The 21894-nt window shown below is 62.8% G+C and carries 25 protein-coding genes; 16 read left to right on the top strand and 9 right to left on the bottom strand.

Going from position 1 to position 21894, the window contains the following annotated elements:
• The first annotated feature begins 87 nt into the window (after positions 1-87).
• Positions 88-1014: a sigma-70 family RNA polymerase sigma factor gene (locus tag U9970_RS02770; protein WP_322765198.1), complete on the top strand. Its 927-nt coding sequence runs from the start codon at positions 88-90 to the stop codon at positions 1012-1014.
• Between the two features lie 10 nt (positions 1015-1024).
• Here the strand turns inward: U9970_RS02770 and pdhA are convergent, their stop codons facing one another.
• Positions 1025-2152 (bottom strand): pyruvate dehydrogenase (acetyl-transferring) E1 component subunit alpha, encoded by a 1128-nt coding sequence (pdhA, locus tag U9970_RS02765; protein WP_322765197.1) that lies wholly within the window; start codon positions 2150-2152, stop codon positions 1025-1027.
• 95 nt (positions 2153-2247) lie between these two features.
• Between pdhA and U9970_RS02760 the strand changes: the two genes are divergently transcribed.
• The 6 genes from U9970_RS02760 to U9970_RS02735 all read left to right on the top strand — a co-directional run bounded on the left by U9970_RS02760 (position 2248) and on the right by U9970_RS02735 (position 8657).
• Complete coding sequence (locus tag U9970_RS02760; protein ID WP_322765196.1) at positions 2248-4248, top strand: IMS domain-containing protein; 2001 nt, start codon at positions 2248-2250, stop codon at positions 4246-4248.
• Positions 4249-4323: 75 nt separating this feature from the next.
• A complete protein-coding gene (gene ffh / locus U9970_RS02755; RefSeq protein WP_322765195.1) occupies positions 4324-5769 on the top strand; it encodes a signal recognition particle protein in 1446 nt (481 codons plus the stop codon).
• Positions 5770-5818: 49 nt separating this feature from the next.
• Positions 5819-6250 (top strand): 30S ribosomal protein S16, encoded by a 432-nt coding sequence (gene rpsP, locus U9970_RS02750; protein WP_322765194.1) that lies wholly within the window; start codon positions 5819-5821, stop codon positions 6248-6250.
• Complete coding sequence (locus tag U9970_RS02745; RefSeq protein WP_407653066.1) at positions 6247-7293, top strand: PhoH family protein; 1047 nt, start codon at positions 6247-6249, stop codon at positions 7291-7293. The genes rpsP and U9970_RS02745 overlap by 4 nt, the downstream gene beginning before the upstream one ends.
• On the top strand, positions 7290-7796 hold the full coding sequence (locus tag U9970_RS02740) for an FUSC family protein (RefSeq protein ID WP_322765193.1): 507 nt from the start codon (positions 7290-7292) through the stop codon (positions 7794-7796). Before U9970_RS02745 ends, U9970_RS02740 begins: the two co-directional genes overlap by 4 nt.
• A 123-nt stretch (positions 7797-7919) precedes the next feature.
• The gene (locus U9970_RS02735) at positions 7920-8657 is read left to right on the top strand and encodes a Bax inhibitor-1/YccA family protein (RefSeq protein ID WP_322765192.1); all 738 of its coding nucleotides are present in this window, start codon (positions 7920-7922) and stop codon (positions 8655-8657) included.
• Positions 8658-8700: 43 nt separating this feature from the next.
• Here U9970_RS02735 and U9970_RS02730 read toward each other — a convergent pair whose 3' ends face one another.
• Together U9970_RS02730 and U9970_RS02725 are read right to left on the bottom strand one after the other, a co-directional pair.
• The gene (locus U9970_RS02730; protein ID WP_322765191.1) at positions 8701-10242 is read right to left on the bottom strand and encodes an alpha/beta hydrolase family protein; all 1542 of its coding nucleotides are present in this window, start codon (positions 10240-10242) and stop codon (positions 8701-8703) included.
• A gap of 43 nt (positions 10243-10285) precedes the next feature.
• On the bottom strand, positions 10286-10807 hold the full coding sequence (locus U9970_RS02725) for a hypothetical protein (protein ID WP_322765190.1): 522 nt from the start codon (positions 10805-10807) through the stop codon (positions 10286-10288).
• A gap of 87 nt (positions 10808-10894) precedes the next feature.
• On the opposite strand from U9970_RS02725, the gene era reads away from it, so the two are divergent.
• The 4 genes from era to U9970_RS02705 are packed head-to-tail and all read left to right on the top strand — an operon-like array spanning position 10895 to position 13474.
• A complete protein-coding gene (gene era / locus U9970_RS02720) occupies positions 10895-11824 on the top strand; it encodes a GTPase Era (protein WP_322765189.1) in 930 nt (309 codons plus the stop codon).
• A 12-nt stretch (positions 11825-11836) separates the two neighbouring features.
• A complete protein-coding gene (locus tag U9970_RS02715) occupies positions 11837-12349 on the top strand; it encodes a phycobiliprotein lyase (protein ID WP_322765188.1) in 513 nt (170 codons plus the stop codon).
• A gap of 4 nt (positions 12350-12353) precedes the next feature.
• Positions 12354-13055, top strand: a complete 702-nt coding sequence (gene trmD, locus U9970_RS02710) for a tRNA (guanosine(37)-N1)-methyltransferase TrmD (RefSeq protein WP_322765187.1) — start codon at positions 12354-12356, stop codon at positions 13053-13055.
• 41 nt (positions 13056-13096) lie between these two features.
• Positions 13097-13474, top strand: coding sequence for a heavy metal-binding domain-containing protein (locus U9970_RS02705; protein ID WP_322765186.1), 378 nt, complete (start codon positions 13097-13099; stop codon positions 13472-13474).
• An 879-nt stretch (positions 13475-14353) separates the two neighbouring features.
• Here U9970_RS02705 and U9970_RS02700 read toward each other — a convergent pair.
• From U9970_RS02700 to U9970_RS02685, 4 genes are all read right to left on the bottom strand, one after another.
• Entirely contained in the window at positions 14354-14953 is a 600-nt protein-coding gene (locus U9970_RS02700) for a hypothetical protein (protein WP_322765185.1), read from the bottom strand.
• Positions 14954-15238: 285 nt separating this feature from the next.
• Positions 15239-15733 carry a cupin domain-containing protein gene (locus U9970_RS02695; RefSeq protein ID WP_322765184.1) on the bottom strand — a complete coding sequence of 165 codons (495 nt, stop codon included), beginning with the start codon at positions 15731-15733 and terminating at the stop codon, positions 15239-15241.
• Positions 15734-15900: 167 nt separating this feature from the next.
• On the bottom strand, positions 15901-16320 hold the full coding sequence (locus U9970_RS02690; protein WP_322765183.1) for an OsmC family peroxiredoxin: 420 nt from the start codon (positions 16318-16320) through the stop codon (positions 15901-15903).
• Between the two features lie 411 nt (positions 16321-16731).
• Entirely contained in the window at positions 16732-17613 is an 882-nt protein-coding gene (locus U9970_RS02685) for an SPFH domain-containing protein (RefSeq protein ID WP_254937788.1), read from the bottom strand.
• A 75-nt stretch (positions 17614-17688) separates the two neighbouring features.
• On the opposite strand from U9970_RS02685, the gene U9970_RS02680 reads away from it, so the two are divergent.
• From U9970_RS02680 to larB, 5 genes are read left to right on the top strand one after another with little or no spacing between them, the layout of a single operon-like run.
• Positions 17689-18108, top strand: coding sequence for an NfeD family protein (locus U9970_RS02680; protein WP_322765182.1), 420 nt, complete (start codon positions 17689-17691; stop codon positions 18106-18108).
• A gap of 59 nt (positions 18109-18167) precedes the next feature.
• Positions 18168-18653 (top strand): 2-C-methyl-D-erythritol 2,4-cyclodiphosphate synthase, encoded by a 486-nt coding sequence (ispF, locus tag U9970_RS02675; RefSeq protein ID WP_322765181.1) that lies wholly within the window; start codon positions 18168-18170, stop codon positions 18651-18653.
• 56 nt (positions 18654-18709) lie between these two features.
• The gene (locus U9970_RS02670; protein ID WP_322765180.1) at positions 18710-19102 is read left to right on the top strand and encodes a TIGR03792 family protein; all 393 of its coding nucleotides are present in this window, start codon (positions 18710-18712) and stop codon (positions 19100-19102) included.
• A complete protein-coding gene (locus U9970_RS02665) occupies positions 19099-19950 on the top strand; it encodes a class I SAM-dependent methyltransferase (protein ID WP_322765179.1) in 852 nt (283 codons plus the stop codon). Before U9970_RS02670 ends, U9970_RS02665 begins: the two co-directional genes overlap by 4 nt.
• Positions 19947-20660, top strand: coding sequence for a nickel pincer cofactor biosynthesis protein LarB (gene larB, locus U9970_RS02660; protein WP_322765178.1), 714 nt, complete (start codon positions 19947-19949; stop codon positions 20658-20660). The genes U9970_RS02665 and larB overlap by 4 nt, the downstream gene beginning before the upstream one ends.
• Here larB and U9970_RS02655 read toward each other — a convergent pair.
• Both U9970_RS02655 and U9970_RS02650 read right to left on the bottom strand, forming a co-directional pair.
• The gene (locus U9970_RS02655; RefSeq protein WP_254937779.1) at positions 20634-20792 is read right to left on the bottom strand and encodes a hypothetical protein; all 159 of its coding nucleotides are present in this window, start codon (positions 20790-20792) and stop codon (positions 20634-20636) included. The two genes, larB and U9970_RS02655, sit on opposite strands and share 27 nt — an antisense overlap.
• Before the next feature lie 106 nt (positions 20793-20898).
• Positions 20899-21888 carry a DUF1517 domain-containing protein gene (locus tag U9970_RS02650; RefSeq protein ID WP_407653100.1) on the bottom strand — a complete coding sequence of 330 codons (990 nt, stop codon included), beginning with the start codon at positions 21886-21888 and terminating at the stop codon, positions 20899-20901.
• Positions 21889-21894 lie beyond the last annotated feature (6 nt).

The raw sequence follows: 21894 nt of genomic DNA, 5'->3' as shown, positions 1-21894 counted from the left end.
TTTGCAAGTGAAAGCTAAAGGGTTGCTGAAAACACCCTCTTAGAGCCGAATTTGCCTCGATAGTCGACTCCATCGATAGGCGTACCAATGACCTCATCCCCGACGAGGGTCAGCGAAAGCAGTCGCCGTAGAAGTAGCGACCCGATTACTTGGTATCTGGCCACGATCGGGCGGGAGCCCCTGTTGACGCCAGCTGAAGAGATCGAACTCGGCAATCAGGTGCAAACAATGATGCGCCTCACGGAGGAGGGAGACCGGGAGCTCAGCGACCTAGAAAAGAAATTGCTGCGCATCGGCAAGCGCTCTAAGCAGCGCATGATGAAGGCCAATTTGCGCCTAGTTGTAAGTGTTGCCAAAAAATATCAAGGCAAGGGTCTCGAGCTGCTCGACTTGATCCAGGAAGGTTCGCTGGGACTAGAGCGGGCCGTTGAAAAATTTGATCCCACCCGTGGCTATAAGTTTTCTACCTATGCCTTCTGGTGGATCCGCCAGAGCATGACCCGAGCGATCGCTTGCCAGTCGCGCACGATTCGTCTGCCGGTGCATCTCAGCGAGCGCCTCACCACCATTCGCAAGGTGAGCCTCGAGCTTGCCCACAAGCTCGGCGCCATGCCCAGCCGCCAGGAGATCGCCGAGGCCATGGCCATCCCGATCGAAGAGCTTGATGGCCTGTTGCGCCAGTCCCTCACCACCTCGAGCCTGGATGCGCCTGTAAACGGTGATGAAGGCCGCAGCTTCCTGGGCGATCTGATCGCCGATTCCTCCGAGGAGGAGCCCCTCGACCGCGTGGAGCGGGGCATCCATCAAGAGCAGCTAGGGCGCTGGCTGAGCCATTTGAGCGACCAAGAGCGTCAGGTGCTGCAACTGCGCTTCGGGCTAGAGGGAGAGGAGCGTCAAACCCTGGCGGAGATCGGCCGGCGGCTCGATGTGTCCCGGGAGCGGGTGCGCCAGGTAGAACTCAAAGCCCTGCGCAAGCTGCGCAACCTCACCCGCCGCACTCCCACCACGCTTTAAGGCACGGGTATCAGTCTTCCGCCCAGATGTAGCGGGTGAGCTCTTCCGGCTTGGGTTCGGGAGCCGCTAGGGCGAATTCGACGCAATCAGCCACTTCGGCATCGATCTCCTTCTCGATCGCCTTGAGCTCCTCGGCCGTAGCCAATCCCTGCTCGATCAAGCGGGCGGCAAGGGATTTGATCGGATCGCGCTTGGCCCAAAACTCCTTCTCGGCCTCTTCGCGCAGCTCGTCGGGGTCAGCCAGGGAATGGCCGCGGAAGCGGTAGGTGAGGCACTCCAGCAGGGTGGGGCCCTCTCCGGCCCTGGCCCTCTCAACGGCCCGCTGGGCGGCGGCACGCACCGCCAGCACGTCCATGCCATCCACCTCCTCTCCGGCCATGCCAAAGGCAGCGGCTTTGCGCCAAATCTCCGGATCGCTGGTGGCGCGGTTGTGGTCCATGCCGATGGCCCACTTGTTGTTCTCGACCACAAACAGAATCGGCAACTTCCAAAGCGCCGCCATGTTTAGGCACTCATAAAACTGGCCAATGTTGCAGGTGCCATCACCGAAGAAGGCAGCGGTAACAGAGTCGCTGCTGGCATCGCCCAGGGCATCGCGCTTGTAGCGGCTGGTGAAGGCAGCTCCTAGGGCCACGGGAATCCCTTCACCGATGAAGGCATAGCCCCCCAGTAGGTGGTGCTCCTTGGAAAAAAGGTGCATGGAGCCGCCGCGGCCCTTGCTGCAGCCGGTTTCCTTACCGAACAGCTCGCTCATAACCTCGCGGGCCGGCACGCCGCAGCTCAGGGCGTGCACGTGGTCGCGGTAGGTGCTGCAAAACCAGTCGTGCTGCAGCTTCATCGCCTTGATCACGCCCGTACTTACGGCCTCTTGGCCGTTGTAGAGGTGCACAAAGCCAAACATTTTGCCGCGGTAATACATCTCCGCGCACTTGTCCTCAAAGCGCCGACCCAGGGTCATATCGCGGTAGAGCATCAAGCCCTCCTCGCGATTCACCGTGGCAGGCACGGATGGGTAAAGGTTCTCGAGGCGCTCAGCGTGAGCCCCCACCAAACTGGTGACGTCGGCTGAACAGGTCGGTGCTCCAGAAGCTGATCCAGGTGCCGCCGCAATGTCGTGGCCCATGTCCGCCTGCGTCATTGCCCAACTGTACGAGGTCTGTTCGCGCAGCAGCTGACAATCTGTGCCACAACCGCTGACCCTGCCTACAGTCAGCCACCAGTGAAGGGCCTGGATTGGAACTGCCGATCGATCATTTCCGGTTGCTCGGAGTCAACCCGACCACGGACTTGCAATCCCTATTGCGCACCCTGCAGCAACGCATCGACCGGGCGCCAGATCAGGGATTTACCCAGGAAACCCTGCTAGCCCGTGAGGAACTACTACGCGCCAGCGCCGACCTGCTCAGCGACAGCAGCCGGCGCCAAGCCTACGAATCCGACCTGACGGCGCTAGCCGGTAGCGGGCCAGCGCTGATGCCTGCCCTGGATGTGCCCACCAGCAAGGAGGTGGGCGGCCTGCTGCTGTTGCTCGAAGCGGGTCAAGCCTTCGAAAGCTTCGAGCTCGCCTACCGGGCCCTGCAGCCACCTCAGACGCCAGCGCTGGGCAGCAGCCGCGAGGCCGACCTGGCCCTGCTAGCTGGCCTCTGCTGTCTGGCGGCCGCCGTCGACCTGCACCAGCAGCGGCGCTACGAGGCCGCCGCCCAGACCCTGCAGCAGGGCCAGCAGCTGCTGCAGCGGATGGGCCAATTACCAGCCATTCGCCAGCAACTCAGCGACGAGCTCGATGGTTTGCGGCCCTACCGAGTGCTGGACCTACTCAGCCGCAACCTCACGGCCCAGGCGGAAAGGGCCGAGGGTCTGACCCTGCTTGAAGAGCTGGTGGCCCGCCGGGGCGGACTGGAGGGTTTCGGTGACCCGAGAATGGGCCCGGAGGAATTTCAGGCCTTTTTTAAGCAGATCCGTGCCTTCCTGACGGTGCAGGAGCAGGTGGATTTGTTCAGTCGCTGGGCAGATGCCTCTGCGGCTGCCGACTTTTTGGCAAGCACCGCCCTCACCGCCTCCGGCTTTGCCCAACGCAAGCCCGAGCGCATCGCCGCGGCCCGCGAGCGGCTGGAGGCCAGCGGTCAGGACGGACTACAACCGCTGCTGGCCTGCCTGCACCTGCTGCTTGGTCAGGTGGACAAAGCCCGCAGCGCCTTCGAGCAGGGCGCAACCCCTGAGCTGAAGCGCTGGGCCGAGCAGCAAAGCAGCGATTCACTAGCCCAACTCTGCGCCTACTGCCGCGACTGGCTGGCGCGTGATGTGTTGCCCGGCTATCGCGATCTGGAGGCTGATCCGGATCTGGAGGCCTACTTCGCCGACCGCGACGTACAGGCCTACGTCGAGCAGCACGACAGCCCCTCAGAGCGATTGCCAGCGACCGCCGAAAGCGCCCTTGCCTGGGACCTGGGTCTTGCCCCGATTAGCGCGGCCCCAGCCAGCGCCAGCGGCGGCTTCCTGGAACAGGAAGACGAAGACGAGCAGTGGGACTGGGATGGGACGGCCTGGCTCGAGAGCCTGCGCGAAGCCTGGGATAGCCATGGTCCTGCCTCCTGGATGGAGCGCATGCCCCAGTGGCAGTTGCAGTTGCCGTGGGAGTGGCCGTCGCGCCGCACAACTACCGGAGTGGCAGTGGCAGCCGGGGTGGCACTGCTGGCCGTCGCCTCGTTTGTGAGGCTGCGCTCTCCCGCCCCCGGCCCAGGTCGCACTCCCATCGTGGTGCAACCGGTCGCCCCACCTGCTGTTCCCAGCAAGCCCCCCCTTCCCGTCAAGGCCACCCTTGCCGCCGAGCCCAGCCTGCCCCTGCGGGAGGAAGCGCCGAGCGAAGCCCAGGTGCAGGCCTTGCTCGAAGCATGGCTCGACGCCAAGGCAGCGATCCTGGCAGGCAAAGACAGTCGCATTCCCCTGGAAGTGCTGGCCCGGCCAAGTCAGCTGGATCGACTTGCCTCAGAGCGCGACGCCGACCAGGCCCGCGGCGAAACCCAGACCATCAGCACCAACATCACCAATCTGGTGATCAACGAGCGAGACGCCAACCGCATCGCCGCCACGGTGGGGCTGAGCTACACCGATCAGCGGCTCAACGCCAAGGGGGATCCTCAAGGCGAGCCCAGCAAGATGAAGCTTCGCAACCTCTACGTATTTGGCCGCGACGGGGGTATCTGGCGCCTGGTGAGCTTCCAGAAAGCTCCTTGACCAGCCGGACTGGTTTTTACGATCGTTTGAATATGGGGCCCAGGCCCCAACCCCTGGCCCCGGAGTGGCACCGAGATGTTTGACGAGCTTTCGCAGCGATTTGAAGAGGCGGTTAAGAGCCTGAGAGGGCAGGCCGCAATCACCGAAACCAACGTGGAAGGCGCGCTCAAGCAGGTGCGTCGAGCCCTGCTGGAGGCGGATGTGAGCCTGCCGGTAGTTCAGGACTTCGTTGAAGAGGTGCGCCGCAAGGCCGTGGGCGCCGAGGTGGTGCGGGGCGTCAGCCCGGATCAGAAATTTATCCAGCTGGTGCACGAGCAGCTGGTTGAAACCATGGGCGGCGAAAACGCCCCCCTGGCCGCAGGTGGCAAGCCCGGTGCACCCTCGGTGGTGCTGATGGCCGGCCTGCAGGGCGCCGGCAAAACCACCGCCACCGCCAAGCTCGGCCTGCACCTCAAGGAGCAGGGGCGCAAGGCCCTGCTGGTGGGGGCAGACGTCTACCGACCTGCCGCCATTGAGCAGCTGAAAACCCTGGGCGCCCAAATCGGCGTGGAGGTATTCAGCCTTGGCACCGATGCCAAGCCCGAGGACATCGCCGCCGCCGGCATCGCCAAGGCCCGCGAGGAGGGCTTCGACACGGTGCTGGTAGACACCGCCGGCCGACTCCAAATCGACACGTCGATGATGGAGGAGATGGTGCGGATCCGTCAGGCCGTGCAGCCCGACGAGGTGCTGCTGGTGGTGGATTCGATGATCGGCCAGGAGGCCGCCGATCTCACCCGGGCCTTCCACGAGCAGGTGGGCATCACCGGAGCCGTGCTCACCAAGCTCGACGGCGACTCCCGCGGCGGTGCAGCCCTCTCAATCCGCAAGGTGAGCGGTGCGCCGATCAAGTTCATCGGCACCGGCGAGAAGGTAGAGGCGCTCCAGCCCTTCCATCCCGAGCGGATGGCAAGCCGCATCCTCGGCATGGGCGACGTGCTCACCCTGGTGGAGAAGGCCACCAAGGAGGTGGAGCTGGCCGACGTGGCCCGCATGCAGCAAAAACTCCAGGAAGCCAGCTTCGACTTCTCCGATTTTCTGCAGCAGATGCGCATGATCCGGCGCATGGGCTCCCTGGGCGGGCTGATGAAGCTGATCCCGGGCATGAACAAAATTGACGACGGCATGCTCCAGCAAGGCGAGGTTCAGCTCAAGAAGATCGAGGCGATGATTGGCTCAATGACTGAGGTCGAGCGCCAGCAACCGGAGCTGCTGGCCTCCCAACCCTCCCGCCGGCGCCGCATCGCCTCTGGCTGCGGCCACAGCTCGGCCGAGGTGGACAAGGTGCTGGCCGATTTCCAGAAGATGCGCGGCTTCATGCAGCAGATGACCCGCGGCGGCGGCATGCCCGGGATGCCAGGAATGCCCGGAATGGGGGGTATGCCCGGAATGCCCGGCATGCCCGGTCCCATGGGTGGCGGTGGGGCGGGGCAAAGAGTTGCCAAGCCCGCCAAGAAACGCAAGGGGTTCGGGCAGCTATGAGCACCCGACCGGGTACATTGCTTGTTTGGACACCTAGCGCAAGGCCACGATGATCAAGCTCCGCCTGAAGCGGTTTGGAAAGAAGCGGGAAGCGAGTTTCCGCCTCGTGGCCACAAACAGCACCTCTCGCCGCGACGGACGTCCGCTTGAGGAGCTGGGCTTCTACAACCCCCGTACCAAAGAGACCCGTCTCGACACCGAGGCGATCCGCACTCGCCTCAGCCATGGGGCCCAACCCACCGACACTGTGCGCTCCTTGCTGGAGAAGGGTGGTCTGATCGAGAAGACAGTGCGCCCTGCCGAGGTTGTTGGCAAGCAAAAGCAGGCTGATGCCCGCGAAGCTGCAGCCAAGCAAGCTGTCAAGGAAGCAGCTGAAGCCAAAGCTGCAGAAGCTGCTGCTGCCGCCGAAGCCAAGGCCGCTGCTGAAGCTGCTGCTGCGGAAGAAGCAACTACGGAAGCCGCCGCTACCGCCGAAGCTTGAGCTTTCGCCCTGTGGCAGAGCCAAAGGGGCCTACAAGCTTTGCCATTCCCCTGCCCAATCCTGCCGCGGCTCTAGCCCTGGCAGGTGATGCCGAATCATCCACCCTGCGTCATCTCGAAGCCCTCACCGGAGCTTCGTTGGTGCTGCGGGGGCTGGATTTGGTCATTCAGGCTCCCCCCAGCCAACTGGAGCGGGCGGCGGCGTTGGTGGAATTGCTTCGCCCCCTGTGGCAGGAAGGCCAAGCCATTACCCAAGTGGATGTGCGGGTAGCCCTGCAGGCCCTCGACACCGGCAGGAGCGCGGAGCATCAGCAACTGGGCCGCCAAGTGCTGGCCCGCAGCCAGAGTGGCAAGTTGCTGCGCCCGCGCACCCTGCGCCAGCAGACCTACGTGGAAGCTATGGAGCGCCACGACCTCACCATTGCCCTCGGCCCGGCGGGCACGGGCAAAACCTTTCTGGCCGCCGTTCAGGCGGTGCGCATGCTCACCGAGCGCAAGGTCGAGCGGTTGGTGCTCACCCGCCCGGCGGTGGAGGCGGGCGAACGGCTCGGTTTTTTGCCGGGCGATCTGCAGCAGAAAGTTGATCCCTACCTGCGCCCCCTCTACGACGCCCTGCACGCCCTACTTGGCGCCGAGCGCACCGGTGCCCTGCTGGAAAAAGGGGTGATTGAAGTGGCGCCTCTGGCTTACATGCGCGGCCGCACCCTGGCCGACGCCTTTGTGATCCTCGACGAAGCCCAAAACACCACCACCACCCAGATGCGGATGGTGCTGACCCGGCTGGGGGAACACTCCCGCATGGTGGTAACCGGCGATCCCACCCAGGTGGACCTGCCCTATGGGGTGAAGAGCGGCCTTCAGGAAGCTGCCCAGGTGCTGCAAGGGGTGGAGGGGGTGGCGATCTGCGAGCTCACCGCGGCTGACGTGGTGCGCCACCCGTTAGTGCAGCGGCTGGTGGAGGCCTATGCCGATCGTGATGCCACCAAGCTGGCGCCTGCCGTTAAAAGGCGATTCGATAGCCAGTGCAGTGAGCCTGAACCATGAACAAAGCAGAGCGTCTGCGCATCCCCGCAGAAATCGCCATAGCGGCTTTGGTGGCTTACATGCTCGGCTATTGGTTCACGAATCTATTCCCGGGCTACCTACCCAAGATCGGCGGGCTTTGGTCGGCGATCTCCGCGATCGTGGTAACCCAGGCCACCCGCAGGGAGACAACCTCCTCAGCCTCGCTGCGAATTGTGGGTTCAGCCATCGGCGCCGGCACCAGTGCCATCTACCTGACGCTGCTGCCCTTTCACCCTCTGGGCATGGCCGTGGCAATCTTCGCCACAGTTGCGCTCTGCGCAGCGATCAATGTGCCCAGCCATGGCCGCCTGGCAGCTATCACCGTGATCGTTGTGATGGTCACCGGCAGCCTGGATCCAAAGCTGAGCCCGGGGCTAAATGCCCTGCTGCGCTTGGCTGAATCATGCATCGGCACCGGCGTTGCGGTGCTCGCGGCGGGGCTCTGGCCCAGCTCAAACCACCAGGCTGGTGACAAGTCCTGAAGCCCACGTGCCAAACCTGAGCCCATCCCGATAGGGAGATCCGCACCAACGAGCACCAGCAGGGTCTCCCGTTGCCTGCAGATCGCTGGCAGGATATAGAAACTTCGAAACCACTGGTGCGCCATGCCGGCCAGCAGCAATTTTCAACAGGCCATTCGTGAGGCCCAATCGAGCGCCCTAGTTGGCCCCAATGTGGTCAACAAGGCCCTGCCCTATGTGGGCGGCGGCATGGTGCTCACCGCCGGTGGGGTGATGGGAGGCCTGGCCCTGATGGCCAGCAGCCCAGCCCTGTTCATGCCCCTGTTCTGGGTGGCCCTGATCGGCAACTTCATCCTGTTCTTCGTGGCCCAGAATGTGGCCCTGAAGGGCAACAACAACACTGCTCTGCCGCTGCTGACGGCCTACAGCCTGCTCACCGGCTTTACCCTCAGCGGCATCGTTGCCTACGCCGTAAGCGCCGCTGGTGTCGGCGCCATCGGCACAGCCACCCTGGCTACGGGCATCACTTTTGTGGTGGCCTCAGTGGTGGGCCGCCGCATGAGCGACAACATCGGCCAAGCGCTGAGCGGCGTAGTGGGTCTGGGCATCCTCGGCCTGCTGATCGCCATGGTCGTGCAGATCATCGGTGGAATTTTTGCCCCAGGCGTGTTCAGCGGCGGCACGTTTGAACTGCTGATTGCAGGTTTCGGCACGGTGCTGTTCGTGGGAGCAGCCTTTGTCGACTTCTACACAATGCCCCGCACCTACAGCGACGACCAATACTTGGCCGGCGCCTTGGGGATGTATCTCACCTACATCAACCTGTTTATCTTCATCCTGCGCTTGATCATTGCCCTGCAGGGCGGTGGTCGCCGCGACTGAGCTTCAATCCAGCAATTTCAGCGCCCCCAAAGGGGCGCTTTTTTTATGGCTGAGCCGGTGGCGTGGGCAATACCGCTGTCACTTCCCGCAGCGGATGGGTTGGGCTGCCCCAACCAGCAAGCGGCAATTCAGGCGGGTTAGCTGGGCTTGAGCCGGTAGCGGCGTTAAACCAAGCCAGCAGCAGGGCCCGCAAGGGGCCCCCGGCCTCGCCCCTGGGCGAACGCAAATTGAAGTGATCGGCGTTCTCAGCCAACACCAAGCGATGGCCACTGGCGCCGCCCCGGGTGGCCCTGGCCATGGGCTCGATCGCCTCGGGCCCGGGCGGCACCACCCAGTCGCGGCTGCCGCTGATCACAAGCACCTTCGCCTTCATGCTGCCGGCGGAATCGACATCAAATAGCAAGCGCATCGGCGGACTCACCGCAATGGCAGCAGTCACGCGGGGGTCGACCAGAGCGGCGCTATCCGCCGAACCAACGAAGTTGCACTGCAACACCCAGCTGAGATTGCGGGAGGGGTCGCGCACCTCATCGCAAAGCTGCTGAAGTTTGGTGGTGATGGGCCGGGCCCCAGCCAGCTGCAGCGCCGTGGTCGCCCCCCAGGAATGGCCTGCCACCAGCACCGCCTGGGTGTTCACCGGTCGGCGCAAAGCCAGCCGGCCCTGGGCGGCGGCATCGATCACCGCCGACACATCTCTAGGACGCAGGGCCAGCTCAGAGGGACTGGGAGGGGCCTGCTTGCCGGCCAGCATGGCCCGCTGCTGGCTTTGATCGCTGCCTGGGTGGCGGGGCAGCACCACGGTGTAGCCATGGCTAGCCAGGTGGGCTGCCCAGCCCTCGAAGTTGCTGGGGTCATCCCACAGCCCGTGGGAAATCACCACCAGTCGATTCGGCGCCGCGCCAGATCCCATTGGCTCGACTACCACCAGAGCCAACGGCTCCGGGCGATGGCCAACGGCGATGTTTAGTTCCTGCCGGGCAACAGACAGCGGCCCTACCTCCTGCAGTGGTCCAGCACTGCCCACCGCCGGCAGGGAGGCAATCAGCTTTTCTGCCGAGCGCCGTTGGTCACGAAAGCGCTGAATTGAAAATCCCAAACGGCCCAGCTCCACCGTGACGCTCTGGCCTGGTAGCTGCTCGATCACATCCAACAAGCTGATACCCCCCTTAGCGGCAGAGCGCTCCATCGCTTGCTCAAACTGAGCTGGATCGATGGGATCAGGCAGGCCATCGATGTCGCCTAGGGCCCCCACCAACAGCAGCACCTGATCAAGTAGCGGCGATCCCTGGGCCTGCCGGATAACCGCCTTGACCTCAAGGGGCAGGTTGGAGCTCAACACAGCCTTGAGCCTGCGGCCGATCTCGCCTCGGGTGGCACGGTCGAGCTCGGCTAGGTCGCTGTCGCCGGCAATCAAGGCCTCGGGACTGCGCAATTCAGCGACCCTGATGCTGAAATTTGTCTCGAGCAGGGGCAGCCGCAAATTGATGGTTTCAATTGCCCTGGCCGGCGCTGGAGCCAGCAGAGCGGCGGCACCGATTGCCGTGGCCAGAACGCGTAACGCCCGGGATGGCAATGGGCGATTCATGGGCTGAAGCGACGGCGGGGCATTGAAACCATCTTCGCCCGTTTCAATCCTCAGCCACCGCTTCGATTGCGGCGGCGATCGAGCTCCGCTGCTCGGCGTCGTAGCCCCAGCGATCCAGGAAGGCGACGTCTTCTCCCTTCCCGGCGGTAGCCGCCAGCAGGATTTCCAGCCGCTCTTTAACGGCCTGGGGCTCAAGGCTGCGCAGCAGTTCGGTGCAGCGGGCTTGCACCCGCTCCGAAGCCCCCTGCTGGCTGGAATCGCCAACACGTTGATGGTGCAGGGCCATAGCCGTACTCATGGCCAGGTTGCGGGCCGAAAGGTCGACGACGCCCTCGCCTGCCAGCCGCAGTTGCAGCAGCAGGGTTTCGGGCAGGCGGTCCATCAGAGGGCAGTCGCCCGCCAGGCTCACGACAAAAAAGCCCCGGGCACCATCGCGGCTTGCCACCAGCTCAGCCACCCGGTCGGCCAGAACTTCATCACTGAGTTCGCCGTGCTCCCACAAAGCCAGCCACTGAGCCGTGATCTCCATGGCCTGCTGAAAAGTTGGTTCGGCAGCAGCGGTCATTGCGGTGAATAGGTCACAACCAGAGTTCCAGCCTATGAACTCCGCCCAAGCAACAAGGTTGGCCCTGCCGGCTGCCAGGCTGGTCCTATGGATTTTCCTACGACCATCCCGGCCCTGCCCACGAGCCCTGAAGGCTTTCGCTCCGGCTTCGTGGCCCTGATCGGCCGGCCAAACGTGGGCAAATCCACCCTGCTCAACCAGCTGGTAGGCGAAAAGGTGGCGATCACCTCGCCGATAGCCCAAACCACCCGCAACCGGTTGCGGGCGATCCTCACCACCGAAACAGCCCAGCTGGTGCTGCTAGATACGCCAGGTATCCACAAGCCCCACCATCTGCTGGGGGAGCGACTGGTGCAGAGCGCCCGAGGCGCCATCGGTGAAGTGGATGTGGTGCTGCTGCTCGTTGATGGCAGCGAGCCCGCTGGCCGAGGCGATGGCTTCATCGTGGAGCTGCTGCTGCACTGCCGCGCGCCGGTGCACGTAGCCCTGAACAAAAACGACCTGGTGGATCCGGAGCGGGCCGAGGAACTGGCCCAGAGCTACGCCGAGCTGGTGCCGGGCTGGCCCCTGCATCCGGTGAGCGCCTTGAACGGCGCGGGCACCAGTGAGTTGGTGGCAGCTCTGGCCGCCGACCTACCGGAGGGCCCCCACCTATACCCACCGGATGCGGTGAGCGATCAGCCCGAGCAGTTGCTGCTGGCGGAATTGATTCGCGAGCAAGTATTGCACCACACCCGCGAGGAGATTCCCCACTCGGTGGCGGTGCAGATCGAGCGCATCGTCGACGACGGGCCGCGCACTGCAGTGCTGGCCACGGTGCTGGTGGAACGCAGCAGCCAGAAGGGAATCCTGATCGGCAAAGGGGGCCGCATGCTTAAGGAGATCGGCAGCGGCGCCCGTCAGCAGATGCAGAAATTGATCGACGGGCCGGTGTATCTGGAGCTGTTCGTGAAGGTGGTGCCCAACTGGCGCCGCAGCGCCGCGCGCTTGAGCGAACTGGGCTACACGGGCAGCTGAGAGAATGGTCCGATGAGCGACATCAGCAGCAGCCAACCACCCTTTCCACCCGAGCAAATTGGCGCCTTTCTGCGCCTCTGCGCCGGTGAATGGATGAGCCTGCGCAGCAAGTTCAGCCTGGGCGCGGTGATGCCTGACGATGATCTCGACGCTGAAGACCGCGACGACTGGCACAGCAGCGAGCGCGGCGAACTCGTAGTTGCCTTTTTGGAGCCCGAGGCAGCAGGTGGAGCCGGCGGCTTGAGGGTCGGCCCGAAAGATGGCGTGAGCCAAGAACTGCAGTTCAGCGCCGACGGTTGTTTCCTTAGCGGTAATCAGGCGGGCAACTGGCAGCTATGGCCCGATGGCAGCCTGGAGCTGGTGATCACAGGTGATGGCCGGGAGGTGCGCGAGCGGATCTGGTTCACCAAGCCCAATCTGAGACTGCGCTCCACGGTGGAAACCAACGCTGCTGGCAGCCCCGGCCGGGCCAGCTTCAGCTCCGAGATCCGCCGGGTGAGCCGGCCCACCGTGCCCGCGAGCTGAGCTGATGCGCCTCGATGTGGTGAGCCTGGCACCGGAGGCCTTTGCGCCACTGCTGGGCCTGGGGGTGATCGGCCGGGCCTTTGCTGCCGGCATCGCCGCGCTCCACACCCACAACCCCCGCGATTTCGCCACCGACAAATACCGCAAGGTCGACGACGAGCCCTATGGCGGCGGCGCCGGCATGGTGCTTAAACCAGAGCCGGTGTTTGCGGCGGTGGAGGCGATAGCGGTGCTGCCGCACCGGCGGGTGCTGCTGATGAGCCCCCAGGGCAAACCCCTGCAACAGAGCGATCTACGCCGCTGGGCCAGCGGCTACGACCAGCTAGTGCTGATCTGCGGCCACTACGAAGGTTTCGATGAACGCATCCGCTCCCTAGCCGATGAGGAGGTATCGATCGGCGACTTTGTGCTCACCGGCGGCGAGCTGCCGGCGGCCGTGATCATCAACGGCGTGGTGCGCCTGCTGCCCGGCACCGTGGGTACCCAGGCCTGCCTGGAGGAGGAGAGCCACAGCGCCCTGCTGCTCGAGCATTCCCACTACACGCGTCCCGCCAGCTTCCGGGACTTGGAGGTGCCGGCGGTGCTGCGCAGCGGTGACCATGGCGCCATCGCCCGCTGGCGCCTTGAGCAGCAGCAGCAGCGCACCGCCGAACGCCGGCCGGATTTATTCGAGCGCTGGCAGGCGCAGCAGCAACTCCAGCAGTAGAAGCAGCAAACTGACCCAAGCCCCCGGCTGAGAAAACACCAATGCTGCTCAGCACCACCTCCAGCCTAGAAGGCCAGCCGATACGGCGCTACCTGGGCCTGGTGCACGGCGAAACAATATTGGGAGCCAATATCTTTCGCGACATCCTGGCCTCAATCCGGGACCTAATCGGCGGCCGGGCCCGCTCCTACGAGGTCACGCTGGAGCGGGCCCGAGAGATGGCCCTGCAGGAACTAGGCAGGCGCGCTCGATTGCTGGGAGCCTATGCCGTTGTGGGGGTGCGGGTGGACTACGAGGTGCTGGGACAGGCGGGTGGAATGTTGATGGCCTGCGCAATCGGCACCGCAGTGCAGCTCGAATATTCGTCGGATCGATCCCTACCGCCGCCGCTGCCCCCAGCAGGGTCAGAGAGAGCATGAATCTAGCCAAGTCCCACATATTAATGCGCAGGCTAAGCCCATAGCAGCTAAGCCAAGTTAAACAATCGATTGTTTTACGATATTCACATCATCAAGACCCGCTATTATGTGGCCGAGGACCAAACCATGCTCCAACAAATGAAGACTCGAGCGCTACAACAGAAAACCCAATTGGAGCCATTACAAGAAGCCCAATTGGCAACCGAGGCCTTTAGCGGCCCATCTTAGCCAAGGCTAAACTTAATGCCAATTGAGATTGCCTAGCCAGATTTAAATAGCCATACAGTTGCCCATACTCGCACTCAATCAAGGGCGCCTACAATAGTCGGAGTTCTCCACGATATCAATAGACATGAAGAAGCCACCAACAGAAGTAGCAGCATCAAAGAGCTGACAACAAGCTTTGTCCACAAAGGCAAATAAGTTGGGCTATTCTTTATGAATTTCAAACAACTATGGCAACATTAGAAGTGCATTGGAAATAGCGCAGAAACTTAAGAGTTAAGATTTTCATGCCCAACTAGGCTTCCGACCTCTCAAACCCACCCTTCTAATCATCTTTCCTCCCATCGCTCGGCTCGATGGCATGGCAAGTGCATCTGCTGATTTGCTAGTGATGTTATTTTTTAGGGAGAAACGACTTCTCGAAAGACACCTCGTCCTTTGGCGTCAAGATAAAATTCTCTATCTTAAGATGGTAGCCGAGTGGCATTGCCAAACAAATTTCTAACGCTGAGCCCGAAGTAACTTTTTGCCAACAGCGAAGAGTATTTTGGATGATCTCAACTCAGGCAATCCAGCGCAGCTCATGGACGGACATGACCACCTATAGCTATTTAGACTCCGCTAGTGGCTGGAATGAAAATCCTGACTATTTAACTATTTGACCACTCGCTTGACGGCGTAGGAGAAATAACTTCTTGCACCATCAACAGTTATAAATCCTGAATGGATCATTGTATTGCCATCATCGCTAAAAGCTGTTTTCCATTCGAACTTAACTGGACGCCCATCGGCGAAATTTCCGACACTTTTCCATAAAAGATTGTCACCATCTATTGAGCCAATTCCTTGGTCAAAGTTTCCACCAGAATCTACCAAGGTCATTCGAAGACTTTTCTTTGCAGGGTCCCAATAAATGAGTTGTACGCCATTCTCCTTTCGTTCGACTCCCTCAACGCCCTGGCAAAGGATGGCCGATCTGCCTGCGGTCCAACTGCATGTAGACGTAGTAGTGAACTTCTCCCCCTTTTTGGCAACTCCCGGAAAATCAGTTGAGTAAACACCAGTCCCGACCCAGGTGCCAACATGCCTCATACCGAAGGCTTGAAACCCTATTGATGAATCACCAGCTCTTGCAGCACTGGTGGTTGCCACAGCTACGAGGGCGCCAACAAGACATGAGTTGGCAATTGTGGACAAAGATATTCCGCACTTGCGCAGAGCATGGACGGCCTTTAATGGGTAGCTTTTGATCATTTGTTGTGATCCCTAGTTTATTTCCTTCTGATCTTCGCACGTCTAACTTGCTTTAGCTTGACCTGTCATAGTGAGTGACACTTTTCGTAAGCCGGGAAGAGCAAAAGCCCAAGGAGCCACTGCTCTCTAGGCAGCTAGCTTCTGGCCTTCATCACCTTGGCCCAGGCTAGGAAAACGGTAACCTGCCGCTAGTGGAGAGGGTGGTGTGCCAAGAGTTGAAAGACGCCCCTGGCCGCACATCCGTTCCCCATCCTTACGCAGTCGTCTTGCTCATTAAGCGGCTTCTTAGTGGGACGCAGGAAGGGTGATGGCCTGACCTAGTGGGCCGACGAAAACAATGATTAGCACCGCAGGATCTGGGCCGAGACTCACGCTTCGGTGCGCATTATTGACAACTTCAATCACCGCCTCACCAGGCTCCAGCAGCTGGGTGGCACCGTCCTTGGTCTCAAGGCGCAACCTGCCCTGCAACAGCACGCCCGCGTGAATAACCGGGTGCTTGTGAAGCTTCAACGTCACACCCGGAGGTATCGTCATTCGCAGAACGTGCACCTCCGGCTGGGTTGCAGACAGCGGCGGTAGGAGCGCCCCATTCCAGGACCGATCGCTGCGGGTAAGGGTTTGCACCGTGACCCCAGGCCCTAAAGACTCCAGTTGATTGCCACTTGCCAGGGTTTGCAGCATTACCCCCTGGGCAGAGCGGTCATGACTGTCATGGGCCAGCACCGGCGGAAACAACGCGATCCCCAATGAAAGCAAGACTCCTACGGACTTTGCCATAAAAACAAACAACGATCACTTCAATCAACTTACTGCCACCAGCTGACCTTGCGCTGAATTTAATCCCAGCTTGGCCAGCGGTTGAAGTACCTAGATCTGCTGCATGAGAACGCCGTTAGGTAGGAGAGGAGACCAATCAACTAAACGACCTGGCTTATGCGACTCCGCTACATCGACAAACGGGCGGACATAGTCATGGGAACTGCGGACAGGGCTTTGGACACCGGACAGCCGGCCTTTGCCTTATCGGCGTGGTCAAGAAAGACCTTTTCACTGCAACCGGGAACGATGGCTTCAGTCTCGAGTTCGATGAGTGTGATCGCTGGTCCTTCACCCAGATGCACTTTTGCAGTAGTGCGAATCTCTACTGGCGGAAATCCACTCTCGGAAAGGATTGCAGACAAAAACATTGAAAAATATCCCGCGTGCGCCGCGCCGATCAGTTCCTCAGGATTTGTTCCATCACCAGTTTCAAACCGTGAGGCTTTTGTGAAGGGCCCTTCATAGCCGCCCTCACCCAACCGCATCATGCCTGAACCTTCCATCAGATTGCCGTTCCACACCGCTGACGACTGACTGGTTGTCATTTTGCAATTTGTAATTGAATAACTTGGAAATTAAAGTATGAATCACCCTTGATGCAACTTTATGGCAATGGAGCGACTGGATGTCATGAGCCAGGCGGCATAGGCATCTCAGCGGGCACCGCTCCCGAGAGGTTTACAACCACGACACCACTAGAGATCAAAATAACCCCCATGAATTGATCCGAATTTAGAATCTGGATGTAAGCCATCACACCAAAAAAGTTGCACTTGCAATGCCAATGCCTGCTCTGAAGGCATTAGTCAGTCTCATAGAAATAGCCTTGAGCACTCGCCATAGATATCAGAAATGATTTACTTATCCCTGCTGAGTTAATAGACCGCCATGAAGCTGATGGGGCTTCACAAATTTGATGCCCCTGTGGCGATGCTGCTGCCCCCGCACCCCTACCCTCAACCCTGCCCCTGCTGCAGACCCCGCAACGCGGTAAGTAGGGCAGCAGGGCTCTGGGGGTCCACCATCAGCACACTGCCTCCAGGCGCCTGAGCCATCTGCTCGCCCATGGCCATCCAGTCGCCGGCCAGCAACAAACGCATCGCCTCGGCGGCCTGGGGGTTGGCCTGCATCGCCTCGGCCAGCCGACTGGCCGCATCGGCCCTGGCCTGAGCCAGCAGGGTCTGCTGCTTGGCCTGGGCTTCGGCGTCCAGCAGCAGGGCTTCAGCCCGGCCCCGGGCCGCATTTACCTGGGAGTCGCGCTCGCCTTCCGAACGCAAAATGGCCGCCCGCTTCTCCCGCTCAGCTGTCATCTGCTGCTCCATCGCCTGCTGCACGCCACGGGATGGCTGGATATCGCGCAATTCCACCCGAGTCACCTTCACGCCCCAGGGATCGGTGGCCTGATCCAGCTCCTTCATCAGCACCTCATTCACCTCCTGGCGGGTGGTGAAGGTTTGGTCGAGGTCGAGCTTGCCCATCTCGGCCCGGATCTGGGTGAGCACCAGGTTCACCATGGCCGCCTGCAGATTGTCGACGGCGTAGTAGGCGCGTGCGTGCTCGAGCAGCTGCCAATACACAACCGCATCCACCTCGATGCCGACGTTGTCGCGGGTGATGCACTGCTGGGGCGGAATATCGAGCACCCGCTCCTTGAGCGATTCGTGGCTCACCACCTTCTCCAGCACCGGCAGCACCAAGGAGAGGCCCGGCTGCAGCTGGCGGTCGTACTTGCCAAGGCGCTCCACCAAGCGCGACTGGCCGCCGCTGGTGACCTTGACGCTGCTCACCCCCAGCAGGGCCATCAGCACCAAGGCGGGCAGGGAGAGCAGAGCTTCCACGGCAGGAATCCGAGCATGAGATGCCAACGCTAGTCAGCATGGGCGGGCTGAACCACCCCCACCCGCCGCGCCGCCATGGCTCCCGTGTCGCTCCTCTGGCTGCTGCTGGCCACCGGGCTGCTGCTGCTTGCCCTGGCGGGCGCCGAGGTGGATGGGCTATTGCCGGCGGCGGTGGTGGCCCTGGTGTTGTCAGTGGTGACGGCCTGGATACCCCTGCCGCCCCTGCTGCAGCTAGGCCTACTGGCGGGCCTCAGCGGCCTGGGGGTGCTGGCTCTGCGGCGCTGGTCGGCACGGCAGCGGCACCGCAGCCTGCCGCCAGCGGAAACCGCCACGGTGCTCAGTGGCTTCAACGGCAGCGATACGGGTCGGGTTCGCTGGCACGGCCAGAGCTGGAGCGCCGTCAACCTGGGCAGCAGCCAAGCCCTCAGCCCGGGTGCGGCCGTGACCGTGCTGGGCCGAGAGGGCAATCAGCTGCAGGTGCTGGGGCCTGGGTGAGATGGAGTCTTGGTGTAGACCCAGGGCTAGGGGAGACTGAGACCAAGCACCTCCACACCATGCAGCTGCGCATCGGCAATGGCTACGACATCCACCGGCTGGTGCCCGGTCGGGCGCTGATTCTGGGCGGCCAGCAGCTGGAGCATCCCGCCGGCCTGGGGCTTGATGGCCACAGCGATGCCGACGTGCTGGTGCACGCAATCATGGACGCCCTGCTGGGGGCCCTTTCCCTAGGCGACATCGGCCTGTATTTCCCACCGGACGACCCGCAGTGGCAGGGGGCCGACAGCCTGGAGCTGCTGGAGCAGGTAGTGGCCCTGGTGATGGAGCGGGGTTGGAGCGTCGTGAATGTGGATTCAGTGCTAGTGGCCGAGCGGCCCAAGCTCAAGCCCCACATCGCCGCGATGCGCTCTGCCATCGCGGCGCGCATGGGCCTGGCAGCCGATCAGGTGGGTGTCAAAGCCACCACCAACGAACAGCTGGGGCCTGAAGGCCGCGAAGAGGGCATCTCTTGCCACGCCGTGGTGCTGCTGCAAAAGCCGTGAGCCGCCTCTGGCACTCCAGCTTTTCTAAGTTTGTGAGATCGATATTGCTTCTGGGGATGACCCTGGTGCTGCTCTCCAGCCAAGCCGGCGCGGTGCACGCGGCCTTTGCAGAGCCCGATGGCTCCTACGACGTGGTGGTGGTGGAACACCTGCGCCTAAAGGTGCCGGCCGAGGGCCGCCAGGCCTGGCTTGAGGCGGAACGGGGCAGCTGGGAACCCTGGCTGGCCCAGCAGGAGGGCTTTCTCGATCGCCAGCTGGTCTGGGATCCCGCCACCGAGGAGGGCACCCTGCTGATCCGCTGGATCGATCGCGAGCACTGGAAGGCGATTCCGCCGCAAGCGGTGCAGGCGGTGCAGGAGCGCTTCGAGCAGCTGGCCCAGGCGGCCACCGGCCAATCGCAAGGCAACCCCTTCCCGCTGGTGTTTGAAGGTGAGCTGCTGCCGCCATGAGCCGCATCAGAGCCAACCAGGCCACCTATGTGCTCGGCAGCCATGCCGAAGAGCGCGGCCGACTGGAGCGCCAGCACCAGATCTGGCGCCCAGAAATGCTGGCCGGCTGGGATCGGGCCGGCTTCGGCCCTGGCCAGCGCTTGCTCGACGTCGGCTGCGGACCGGGTTTCGCCAGCCTGGACCTGGCCGAGCGGGTGGGGGGCCATGGCCAGGTATTGGCGATCGACAGTGCCCCGGCCTACCTCGAGCACCTGCGCCAGCAGTGCCAGCAGCGGCAGCTGTTGCAAGTGATGCCCCAGCTGGGGGATCTGGCCCAGGACCTGGACCCAGCCAGTGCGCTGGATAGGGCACTGGAAACGGGCAGCCTGGATGGGGCCTGGTGCCGCTGGGTGGCGATGTTTCTGCCCAGGCTGGAGCCATTGCTGGATCGGCTGGCCGCGGCCCTGCGGCCGGGCGGCCGGCTGGTGCTGCACGAGTACATCAAGTGGGAAACCTTCGCCCTACACCCCAAAGGCGACCAGCTGGCGAAGTTTGCGGCCCGCTGCATCCAGCACTGGTGGGCTCACGGCGGCGACCCAAACGTGGCCCAGCGCCTGCCGCAGCTGCTGGAGGCCCGCGGCTTTCGGCTGCTCCATAGCTCCAGCCTGATGGCCTGCTCCCCCACTGACCATCCAAAAGCCCAGTGGTTGATTGACTTTCTCACTAGCTACCCAGCGCAGCTGGCCACCGCCGGCCTCTGGAGCGCCGCGGAGCAGGCCGACCTGGAGGCCGAACTGGCATGGGGCCAGCAGCACGCCAGCCTCTGGGTGACACCGGCCATTGTTGAGATGGTTTGGGAGCGGCTATGAGCGGCAGCCCGGAGCATCGGCTCGACCTTGGCCGCCGCCAGCGGCTGGGGATGGTGGAGGCGATCTGGGGCGAGCACAAAAGTGCCGAGCAGATCGGCCGGATCCTGGAGGAGCTGCAGGGCGCAGGAGAGCTGGCGCTTGTGACCCGCATCTCCCCTGAGAAGGCGGCAGCCGTGGCAGCACTACTTGGGCCGGAGCGAGGGGAGGCCTGGCTTCTGCAGCACCATCCCCAGGCCCGCTGTCTCAGCGCCGGCCTCTTAGCAAGCCAGGATTCCAGGCTGGGGCGGGTAGCGGTGCTGAGCGGCGGCACCAGCGATTTGCCGGTGGCGGCCGAGGCCCAGCTGGCCCTGGCCTGCCATGGCATCGCCACCGAGCTGGTGCTGGATGTGGGCGTGGCGGGGCTGCACCGGCTGCTGGAGCGGCTCGAAGACCTGCGACATGCCGATGTGCTGATCGCCTGCGCTGGCATGGAGGGAGCCCTGCCCACCGTGCTGGCCGGGCTGCTGCCCCAGCCGGTGATCGGCGTGCCGGTGGCGGTGGGCTACGGCGTAAGTGCCGGTGGCGTGGCCGCCCTGCACGGCATGTTGGCTAGTTGCGCCCCAGGGCTCACGGTGGTCAATATCGACAACGGCTATGGCGCCGCCATGGCAGCCCTGCGTATCCTGGGCTGCGGGCCTGGGCGCTCAGCAGCCAGGACGCAGGGGAGTTGAACCGGGCTGCTCAATCTCGAGCACCGCTTGGATCCAAAGCTGCATCGAGCGGGGCAAGAGTCCCTGCTCGTAGCGCTCGATGGCCTGCAGCAGCACCGCTGTGTTTACCCAAGTTGGCGAACGACGCAGCATCAAACCAACTGACGTTCAGCGCAGTGTGGGTAGCTAGCCAGCCATGGGCAAGGGGAAAGGCAAAGATCTCCCCTCGCCGTTTGGGACTCGAACCAGGACAGCAGTCCTAGAGGTGTTGGAGCTGGGGGTAGGCCGTTAGCAGTTCTTCGGTGCTCAGCACTTCGCCGGCCCCTTCCGGCTGCCAGATCACCTCGATGGCCAGCAGGTCAGCGGCACCGACGGCACCGAGCTGCTGCAGCGAATCGCGCACTTGATCGGCACTGCCCGAACCCTTGAGCGCAAGCCGGCTGCGGCTTGCCACCAGCAGGGTGACGGCGATGAAATCGCTACTGGCATCGCTGTCTCCTGCAGCCACGCTGTCATCGCTAAAGCGCTTGCCGCCCACATTGGTGGTGACCTCGCGCTGCAACTTGCTGCGCTCGGTCATTGAGAGGCGATTGAAGGTGGATTCGGCACTAGCGAAAGGCACCTGACCCACCTCTGAATTGGCATAGACCCAGAGATCGGGGTGGCGCAGCAGGGCCAAGGTGGTCTCCTGAAGCAGGGCTTGGAGGCCAGCCGCATGGCTGGTGTCGGCGCTGCCAGCGAGACGGCGCAGATCTGTTTGAAGCTGGCGGGCCGATGCCAGCAGCCCAACCTGCAGCTGGCTGATCGTGACCGGGCCATCGGGGCGGCCGCCGCCCACCAGATCGCCGCGGCTGCCGGAAATTGCTGGCCCCTGGCCGCCACCCCCGCCACCTCGCACTGCATTAACTAGCAGTCCTCCCACGGCCATCAGCACAAGGAAGCCAAACAGGCCGCCGCCACCGAAACCAAACATTGGAATCAGGAAGGGAAAGCCGATGCCCCCACCCCCGTAGCCACCGCGGTAGCCGCTGTTGAAGCCGCCACCACCTCTGTAGCCACCGCCGCCATAGCTTCTCGGCATCGAGGGGGCCGAGCGGAAGCTACCGCCACCGATGCGGCCGCCACTGGCGGCCCAGCTGGGGCTGGGATGCACCACCAACAGACTCAGGACCAACATCGGCACGGCCAACAAGCTGAAGCAGCGCCGCAAAACCAGACGGGTAGAAAGCGCCAAGGCGCTGGAAGCGATTGGTCG

Source organism: Cyanobium usitatum str. Tous (assembly GCF_963920485.1).
GTDB lineage: Bacteria > Cyanobacteriota > Cyanobacteriia > PCC-6307 > Cyanobiaceae > Cyanobium_A > Cyanobium_A usitatum_A.
The sequence above is the reverse complement of the archived record's forward strand: the minus strand, read 5'-3'. Positions and strand labels throughout refer to the sequence as shown.